We start from the raw sequence: 7,866 nt of genomic DNA on the forward strand, positions 1-7,866 counted from the left end.
GCGCGAATTCTGGGAAGGCCCAGGTTCCGCAAGGCAACAGATTCTGGAAAAATGCCGGAACAGCAAAAGGGGCGCGGGAGGCCGGGGGTGAACCGGACCTCCACGCGCCGCCTTGAATCAGGACCGGGTGGAAAGGGAGATCTACAACAGACTGTGTCTGAAGCGGCTTACTTGGGCCTGACCAGCGTGATGGTGCCCTGGCCGGTGGTTTCATCCAGCAGAGACACGTAGATGTGGCCGTTGCTGCGGTTTTGCGTCAGGTCCAGGGGACTGGGGTTAAAGTTCGTCAGGCCCGGCACATTTTCCAGGGTTTCGCTGGTCACGATCTTCCCGTCCGGGCCGGGCTTGAGCACGATGATGTCCTTGCCCTGGCTGTAGCGCACCACCAGCAGGCGGTTCTTGAGTAGCGAGTTGCTACCGGGCAGGGTGTATTCCTCGATCACGCCGTTGGGCGAGAAGCTCTCGCCAAAGTCGTAGGCGACGCCGCCCCAGTTGGGATCAGGCTGCGTGCCGTCCGGGTAATCGATAACCTCGGCAGGATCATTGCCTGCACCCGGCGTGGGGTTGCCGCCGTTGAGAATCCACTCGCAGCGCGTCGGGTTGGGGTGACCGTAGTACTTGTTGGACTTGACGTTGAACAGGAAATCTTTTTGCTTGCGCAGGCCGTTCTTGCCACTGACGACTGGACCCTTGTAGCTGCCGTCGGGCCGGTTGGCGCAAGTGGCAGGCAGTGGGCTGGGCACGCTGGGGGTGTTGCCGCCCGCCGCCCCACCGTTGGCCGGAACGTACAGCGAGCCGTTGGTGTGCCACACCATGTCGTAGGCGTTGCGGATGCCGGTGGCGTACAGCGTGACCGGTGCGCCGGGGGCGTAGGGGTTGTAGTTGGAGCTGCCACGGTCTTCCGTCTTGACGTTCACGGGCGAACCCGCCGGGATTTTGTTCAGGTCCACCCGCAGCAGCGCCCCGGTCAGCAGCCGCTCGGGCCGCTGTCCCCATTGGTCGTCAGGCGCTCCGAGAGAGGAGTTGCTTCCCTGCAAGACGTACAGCGCTCCCGGCTCGCCCGGCTTGAAGGAGATCGAGTTGGTCAGGTGATCGCGCACCGAGCGCGGCAGGCCCACCACGTAGTCCTGCACGTTTTCCAGGTTGGGGCCGCTCAGGCGCGTGATCTTGCCGGTCCAATCGTCCACCGGATCGCCGGTGTAGATGACGTTGTTGCTGATCCACAGCACCAGATTGCCCGCCGTGCTTGACGGATCAAACGTCAGGCCAACGATGGTGCGCAGACCGTCCTTATCCTTGACGGATGTGATGGTCTGCGGCTTCCCCAGCGTGCCGTCGGCCCCCATCGCAAAACGCAGGATTTCGCCGGTCAGCGTGGCCGCGTACAGCATGTTGTCCGGGCCGACCTGAACGGAGGTGTACGCGCCCGAGGGGACGTTGGCCTGCGAAATCTTCTCAAACTCCACGGGGCCACCGTTGCCGGCCATCGGACCCGTCACGAAGCTGGTGCTGAAGGGCAGGAAAGCGTTGCCCGCTCCGTCCTTGAGCGCCGAGGTGATGGTAAAGGTATAGGTCGTGAAGGGCTGAAGGGTCGCATTGGGCTTGAGAACCACAATGTCTCCCCCGCCCGACGTGTTCACGATGGCCGGCACCGACTTGCCGTCCGGCCCCGTCAGTGAAACGGCCTGTGTCAGGGTGGCCGAATTGACGGACGCCAGCAGGTTCAGGTCAGCCGTCACGGCCCCCCTGGGGTCCACCATGGTCTGCCCGTTTTCCGGTTTGGTCTCGCGCACGCTGGGAAGGGCACCGGGCGAAAGGATCACGTAGTTGATCTTGGTGTTGGTGCCGCCGATGGCGTCGATGGTCAGCTTGCCGTCCCTGACTGGCACGCGCAGGGTCACGGAGCGGAACTTGTTGGTGTCGGCAGGCTTGTACGGCAAGATGGCCTTGACACCCTCGATGTTCAGGGCGTGCGTGCTGTCCACGTTGGCGCTGGGGTCGCCGGTACTGACGGTCACGGTATAGGTGCCGTCGGCCACCTTGTACTCCCAGGCCGCCGGGATTTTCACCGCAGGCACGCTGGTGTTGGCGTTGTACTGCATGTGAATAAACGACTTCAGGCGGGCGTCCACCGGCTGCGCCTCGTTCACGCGGGCGTTGACCGAGACGTCCAGCGGGGCACGGCCCTCCTGGGCCACCCAGCCGTAACCGCGCGCCTCGCTGTAAGCCGCGCCGGTATCGGCGGTGTACCCGCCCGGAACGGCAGCACCCGCTGGCTGGAAGTTGATCTTCAGGCCGTCGGCAGGCAGTGGGGTAGGCGGGTTGGGCGGGATGGTCGTCGCCGTGACCGTGACCGCCGAGGTTCCGAAGACCTTGTCATTGGCCTTGGAGGTGGCCACAATGCTGGCGTTCCCGACGGTCACGGCCTTCACCAGACCGCTGGTGCCATCCACCGTCGCCACCGTGGGCGCGCTGGAGGTCCAGGTCACGTCCTTGATGAAAGTTCCGGTGCCGGTCACGGTGGCGCTCAGTTGCTGCTGGCCGCCTGGATTCAGGGTCACGGTGGCTGGCGTAACGCTCACGCCAGTCACGGCACTCCCGCCGGCAGGGGGCGTGGGACCGGGGTTACAGGCGGCCAGAAGGCCGGTCAGGACAAGGCCCAGCCCCAGCAGGGGCAGGCGGGACGGGGACAGCAGCAGACGGGCAGAGGTTTTGGACATCACAGGAAGGTTCCTTTTCTCATATCGGGGATAGTCGGGACAGATTTGTCGCTCTGGCAGGGGGTGCGCTGAACTGCACGGCCACCGGCATGGCAACGGCGAGACAGGCGAGAATAGTCCGCAGAACGTTAAACCATCGCAAATAGCGTTACTCGGAAACAGGCGTTGCCGTGAAGGTTTTTCTCATCTGGCAGGGGCCGGGAACAGGGCGATTCGGGCAGGCGACGAAGCCGGATCAGTAGGTCAAGGAGAGCAGGTCAAAAGAGACACGGAGATGGCAGAACCACCCAGCGGGCACCCGTGGATCAGGTGTTGAAGCGTGCGCCCGCGCTGCTGGGCCGCGCCGGTCAGACAGTAATCGCGGGCAACCGCCGGGGCAAGGGCCGGGGCTGGGTGGACGCTCAGCCGGACGCCAGCGCAGCCAGCAACCCGCAAGACCTGAGCCGAACGCCAAAGCACGGCGTCTGTCAGGCCAGCGAGGGGCGGCCCACCACCTTGCAACCGGAGTCCGCATGACGCCGCCCACCCCCCAGGCCATGCCATGCTGTCCCCCATGACACAGAACATTCCCCAGAGCGTTACCCTTCAGGTCGAAGGCTTCCCAGACATCACGGCGCAGTCCGGCGAGCGGCTGGTGCTGGCGCTGGAGCGCGGCGGCGTGGACATCCTGCACCGCTGCGGCGGCGTGGCAAGATGCACCACCTGCCGCGTGACTTTTCAGGAGGGCGAACCCGACGCCATGACCCTGGCCGAATACGACAAGCTGACGGAGAAGGAACTGCTGGGTCAGGCCCGGCTGTCCTGTCAGATCGAGTGCGCGCCGGGGATGCGCCTGACACCGCTGCAAACGGCGGCCAGCACGGGCCTGGAACCCGGTAAGGCCCCCGCCGAGGCCATAGAGCCGGACCCCCAGTGGACCACCCGCCCCGGCGCGTCCACCGAGGGCTAGACCCCTAATCCGTGGTATGGACGCGTCTGGGAGCAATCCTGGACACGTTCCGGCATCACTTGGCCTGACACCTATTTCGACAATTGCCCTAATTCATCTTTCTGTGCCGCTCGGCCTCGAAGCGGGCAATTTCCGAGGGGCTGGACACCTGCCGCGCCACCGACAGGCGCAGGTCCTCGGTTTCGGTGTCGTTGGGATCAATGCCCAGGATGGCGGTGGCCAGCAGCACCACCCGCCGCTCCTGCCCCCGCTCGATCTGCGAGGCCCGCAACTCGGCCCGCAGCGATCCCACCAGCGCCCGCTGAATGGTCATGCGCTGTTCCCCGGCCCACTCGCTTTCCTGGAGGCTGGGCAGGAATTCTCCCTTGTAGGCGGCCACGGCGGCAGGTAACTGGCCGCCCGCCACCAGTTGCAGCACCCGCTGGCTATCCAGCGTGATGCTGGCCTTGCTACTCAGGCGGTATTCAGGGGCCTGATGCGCGCCCTCCACCAGCATGACGTCTGCGCCCATCGCTTCTCGGATATCGGTGACGCACTGCCGGAAATACGTGGCGGCCTTTTTTGGATCACGGTCCGGCCACAGTTGTGTCACCACGTCCTGGCGGGTGCTGCGCGGATGCAGCGCCAGATAGGCCAGCACCGCCACGCTGCCGCGCGCCCGCATGGCGCAGGGAATCCCGTCGCGCAGCACCAGCTCCTGCCCCAGCGTCATGATTTCCAGGCGCATGCCGCTGGTGAACAGATCGTCGCGCATGGTCCCGCCCAGCAGGGAGGCGTCTTCCAGCGCGGCCTCCAGCAGCGGGGCCAGGTTGGGCTGGAGGCGCGCGTAGGCCAGCATTTCCTCGATTTCCCGCAGGTCCGGCGCAATGGCCGCCTGCGACTGCGAATGCGGCTGCCCCGCCAGTTCCAGCAGCGCTTCCGAAAGCAGCCCAGTGCAGCGCGGCAGATCGTTCATGCAGTAGGCGCTAAATGCCGCCAGCAGCAGCGCGCGCGTGGCGTCGATCTGAGCGCCGCGCCGCAGGGCTTCCTCACGCACTTCCAGATGCATCCGCAGCGCCGAGGCACTGTCGCCGCGCCGCAGGGCCATCATCGCCAGCACCACCCGCGCATACAGCGAGAGTTCAGGATTCAGGGCGCGCAGCCGGGCAATGGTGCGAACCGCCTCGGCATGTTCTCCAATCCGGCTGTAATGGTTGGCGAGGTGGGAGAGGGCGTAATCGGTGATCTGGACTTCTTGCATCCTTTCTGCTCGATTCGCTAGGCTTAGCAGACTTTCACAAAAACCTGCATAATCTCCTGTTATTAGCATCAGTTCTGTTCTTCGGGCATCTAACTGAAGCGAGTAATGTTCATCTTCCATCGCATCGACTAAATTCTGAAGTCGCCCTATTGTATTAAAGGCCTCGTCAATATATCCGGCTTCAGATTGAATATCAAGCAGGGTATACAGTGCAGAGAGCAAGGGTCTCTTGTTTATGTCTTTCTCTAATGCGGGGAGCGCGCTATTGATGTATCTGAGTGCAGCAGGAACTTCTCCACGAATCATATGGGCGAATGCGAGAGTGTGCGATATGCGAGCCGCTACCTTCTTATCTCCTAAAGAGAGGTAACCTCGTCGCGATTCCTCTATTTTTTTAATGGCATCAGCACGCCCCAAGCTCTGTAAAACTACGCCGTGCCAGCGTAGCGTCCTGAAAAGCAACTCGCCAGACAAGCTGGAGGTGATCTCCTCAAAATGTGCGTCCGCTTTTCTCTCTTGACCGAGAACGCGCAAAAGATTCCCATATTCCACTTTGGCTTCAACATCACCCAGTGCCATCGCCAGCTCCAACGGCTCCTCAGCGGCAGCAAATTGGTTTGTGCGGAGGAGTGAGATACCAAGCCAAGCCAATTCTCTCGACTCCAAGTCACTTCGCGCCGTCAGGGTTGTTAAAATAGCATCGTAGTTACCAGCATCAAACTCGCTTTGGAGCTGTGCAGGAGGCACAAAACGCTTTTTCACACTCTGCCACCTATGATACCTTCATGAAAAAGACCTTGCGCTCCTTACTCGGAATCGTTCTGACGTTCAGCATGTGCATTGGCACTGCGAACGCAGCGGTAAAGACTTTGGTTGGTACCGAAAGCGCCGCTCCCATTACGCAGTCCAGCGTTAACGCAAATTAAGGCGACTGACATGACCGTATCCTACCCCCGAAAAATGCAGCAGGTCCGTGAAGCCTTTGACACCACTGCCGCCAAGCAGGTGCGTCAGCAGGCCACGGAGACCTCCAACGTGCGCCCGGCCAGCGCCTCGCTGCTGACCAACCGCATGGACAGCATGTCTTTCCGGATGGGTCGCCTGTCCTGTGCTGGTCTGGAATGAGTCCCAGACGGCTTCCCTGGAACAACCCGGACAGCGGAGCCTGGAAAGCCGATGCAAGTACCCATGACCTGACGGTTGAAGCCAATTTCCGGGAGGCCAGCGCCTGGGTGACGGCACTTGCGGGCCGCCCCTGCGAAGGGCACGAGCGCCGGGTGGCCGAGCTGACCCTGAAACTAGCCGCCGCCGCCGACCTGATCCACAGTGAACGGGATATCCGGCAGATCGTGTGGGCCGGACTGCTGCATGACATCGGCAAGGTGGCCATCGACCCGCGCATCTTGAACAAGCCCGGCCCACTGACGCCCGCAGAGTTCGAGGCCGTCCAGCAGCACCCCGGCCTGGGCCACCGTCTGGCACGCACCGCGCCGCAAGTGGACAATGAAATCCTGGGCGGTATTCTCCACCACCACGAACGCTGGGACGGTGAGGGTTACCCGATGGGGTTGATCGGCGAATCCATCCCGCTGCTGGCCCGCCTGCTCAAGATCACCGACGTCTACGACGCGCTGGTCTCGGACCGCCCGTACCGCGCCGCCTGGACCGCCGACGAGGCTGCCACGTATCTGCTGCAACATTCGGGCATGGCCTTTGATCCGCGCCTGATTCAAATTTTTGCGTACCGCGTTTTACCTTTCCACCAGCAACCCACCTTTCCTCTGGGCTGAGTTTTTCCTGAGGAGCGCAACTCTTCTCCTGCCAATCCATCCCACCGCCGACAACTTCCGCAGAGCAGGAGTTGATTTTTTTGGTCTGTCTTCCCAGAGTGCGGCGTATTTCCACGCCCGACCAGAGAAGCGAAATTATGCTCCAGCACGGCGCTGTGCAGGGTATAGAGCATTTGGCATAGTAGCTGAGTGAATACAGCAGGCGTCTACGGTTATGGGTTGGAATTTCGGACTCGGATTGTTGCCCTGGTCCTTGATGGGGCGACACCGGAGGAAGCAGCGCGTCACTTCGCCGTTCATGTCAATACGGTCAAGGGTTACCTGGAACGGCATCGCAACAACACCTTGCACGTTCGGGTCAAACCCACAGGCCGTCACCGGACGGTGACGGCAGCGCACGAGAATCAACTGCTCAAACAACTCGAAGCCCACCCCGATGCCACCCTGACCGAGCATGCTTGCATGCTCGAAGACGCCACGGGCCTCAAGATCTGTTTCAAGACTGTGGACCGTGTGTTTGCACGCCTTCAGATCACCCATAAAAAAAACACTGGTCGCACTCGAACGCCGTGAGGATCAGCGCACCGCTTTTTTGAACGATCTTGAACCGTATCTGACCCGTCCAGAACGGCTGGTCTTTCTCGACGAGAGCGGCTTCCAGACCAACATGACGCGCGGGTATGCCCGCGCGCCCCGACATCTCCGGGCGGTCTGCGCCTCTCCCCGCAATCATGGACAGAATCAGAGTTTGATCTGTGCGCTGAGCCTGGCGGGGCCAGTGGCTCCGCTGGTGATTGATGGCCCACTCAATGGGGAAGTTTTCGAGTGGTACGTCCGCGAAGAACTGGGTCCAGCGTTGAAACCAGGACAGGTCGTCGTGCTGGATAACCTGTCATCGCATCACCTCGCCTCCATTCGGACGCTGATTGAGGCTCGGGGCTGTACATTGCTGTATCTCTCGCCCTACAGCCCGGATTTCAACCCGATTGAACTGCTGTTCTCCAAACTCAAAGCTCTGGTGCGCGGTGCAGCACCGCGCACCATTTCGGAGGTCATCTCCAGCATTGGGAGGGCACTTCAAGGAATCCAGTCCATGGAAATCCGAGCTTGGTTCAAGCACGCACATCCGAGACTTCTTTTGTGACAAATGCTCTAGTGTTGGGGACA

7 protein-coding genes are annotated in these 7,866 nt (G+C 61.9%); 5 read left to right on the forward strand and 2 right to left on the reverse strand.

Going from position 1 to position 7,866, the window contains the following annotated elements; all coding sequences use genetic code 11:
- Positions 1-167: 167 nt before the first annotated feature.
- Positions 168-2,720 carry an Ig-like domain-containing protein gene (locus Q319_RS0114955; protein ID WP_051655425.1) on the reverse strand — a complete coding sequence of 851 codons (2,553 nt, stop codon included), beginning with the start codon at positions 2,718-2,720 and terminating at the stop codon, positions 168-170.
- 300 nt (positions 2,721-3,020) lie between these two features.
- On the opposite strand from Q319_RS0114955, the gene Q319_RS0114960 reads away from it, so the two are divergent.
- Together Q319_RS0114960 and Q319_RS0114965 are read left to right on the forward strand one after the other, a co-directional pair.
- Positions 3,021-3,236, forward strand: coding sequence for a hypothetical protein (locus tag Q319_RS0114960; RefSeq protein WP_029483283.1), 216 nt, complete (start codon positions 3,021-3,023; stop codon positions 3,234-3,236).
- A gap of 37 nt (positions 3,237-3,273) precedes the next feature.
- Entirely contained in the window at positions 3,274-3,669 is a 396-nt protein-coding gene (locus Q319_RS0114965) for a 2Fe-2S iron-sulfur cluster-binding protein (RefSeq protein WP_029483284.1), read from the forward strand.
- An 88-nt stretch (positions 3,670-3,757) separates the two neighbouring features.
- Here Q319_RS0114965 and Q319_RS0114970 read toward each other — a convergent pair whose 3' ends face one another.
- Positions 3,758-4,909, reverse strand: coding sequence for an AfsR/SARP family transcriptional regulator (locus Q319_RS0114970; RefSeq protein ID WP_029483285.1), 1,152 nt, complete (start codon positions 4,907-4,909; stop codon positions 3,758-3,760).
- Between the two features lie 936 nt (positions 4,910-5,845).
- Here Q319_RS0114970 and Q319_RS27230 point away from each other — a divergent pair.
- From Q319_RS27230 to Q319_RS26320, 3 genes are all read left to right on the forward strand, one after another.
- A complete protein-coding gene (locus Q319_RS27230) occupies positions 5,846-6,034 on the forward strand; it encodes a hypothetical protein (protein WP_156039370.1) in 189 nt (62 codons plus the stop codon).
- Positions 6,031-6,699 (forward strand): HD-GYP domain-containing protein, encoded by a 669-nt coding sequence (locus tag Q319_RS0114990; RefSeq protein WP_051655426.1) that lies wholly within the window; start codon positions 6,031-6,033, stop codon positions 6,697-6,699. The genes Q319_RS27230 and Q319_RS0114990 overlap by 4 nt, the downstream gene beginning before the upstream one ends.
- 189 nt (positions 6,700-6,888) lie before the next feature.
- A protein-coding gene (locus tag Q319_RS26320) for an IS630 family transposase (RefSeq protein ID WP_156039371.1) occupies positions 6,889-7,843 on the forward strand; the annotation gives its coding sequence in 2 pieces (ribosomal slippage) (positions 6,889-7,239 and positions 7,241-7,843; 954 coding nt in all).
- Positions 7,844-7,866: the final 23 nt, after the last annotated feature.

The organism is Deinococcus marmoris DSM 12784 (assembly GCF_000701405.1).
GTDB lineage: Bacteria > Deinococcota > Deinococci > Deinococcales > Deinococcaceae > Deinococcus > Deinococcus marmoris.

Bases quoted from the DNA above. Each gene is read 5' to 3' on its own strand.
- Q319_RS0114965 (WP_029483284.1), top strand. From the start codon at position 3,274: ATGACACAGAACATTCCCCAGAGCGTTACCCTTCAGGTCGAAGGCTTC.
- Q319_RS27230 (WP_156039370.1), top strand. From the start codon at position 5,846: ATGACCGTATCCTACCCCCGAAAAATGCAGCAGGTCCGTGAAGCCTTT.
- Q319_RS0114990 (WP_051655426.1), top strand. From the start codon at position 6,031: ATGAGTCCCAGACGGCTTCCCTGGAACAACCCGGACAGCGGAGCCTGG.
- Q319_RS0114970 (WP_029483285.1), bottom strand. From the start codon at position 4,909: ATGCAAGAAGTCCAGATCACCGATTACGCCCTCTCCCACCTCGCCAAC.
- Q319_RS0114955 (WP_051655425.1), bottom strand. From the start codon at position 2,720: ATGTCCAAAACCTCTGCCCGTCTGCTGCTGTCCCCGTCCCGCCTGCCC.